Annotated in this window: 1 protein-coding gene; it reads left to right on the top strand. The window is 48.2% G+C overall.

The features are described from left to right. On the top strand, positions 1-825 hold an 825-nt coding region (locus ACYVTD_RS14515), incomplete at both ends, for an ABC transporter ATP-binding protein (protein ID WP_461248428.1).

Below are 825 nucleotides of genomic sequence, written 5' to 3' on the forward strand. Positions count from 1 at the left end.
CCCCCATCTTGCGACGGTTACGGTAATAGGCCTTCCCCTGCTCGCCATTTTTATCTGGACGATAAAACCCGCGCAGCGCAGGGCTTGGCAGGCGGTTTCAAACAAAGGTTCGAACATTAACGCCTACATTCAGGAATCCATAGACGGGGTAAAGGTTACTCAGGCCTTTGACAGGCAGAATCAAAATCTTGAAATAATGAACGATCTCGCCGACCAGCGCAACCACGTGTGGATGAAGGCGATTTACATTTCCAATACGGTATGGTTTTCAACGGAATCCATAAGCCAGCTTGTCTGGTCTTTCGTGTACATAATGGGCGTTTACTGGATGAACCCGATGGCAAGTTTCGGCATGCTGCTTGTTATGGGAAACTACGCGTGGCGCTTCTGGCAGCCGATCATTAACCTCGCAAATATATACAACACTTTTATTACCGCAATGTCGTACCTAGACAGAATTTTTGACACTATAGCGGAACCAATAACGATTAAGGACATTCCCAACGCGGTCGAATTTCCTTTTATGCGCGGACACGTCGATTTTAAGAACGTAAGCTTCAGTTACGACGGGGAGCGCAAGGTACTGAACAACGTGAGCTTTAGCGGCCGTCCGGGAGAAAGCATAGCCATCGTAGGGCCCACCGGAGCCGGAAAAACCACAATTGTAAACCTGCTTTCGCGCTTCTACAACATTGATGAAGGAGAGGTTTTAATCGACGGCCAGGACATAATGAAGGTTACCCTACATTCGCTAAGAAGCCAGATGGGGATAATGCTTCAGGACAGTTTCCTGTTCACGGGAACGATAGCCGACAACATCCGTTA

Source organism: Treponema sp. R6D11 (assembly GCF_054786075.1).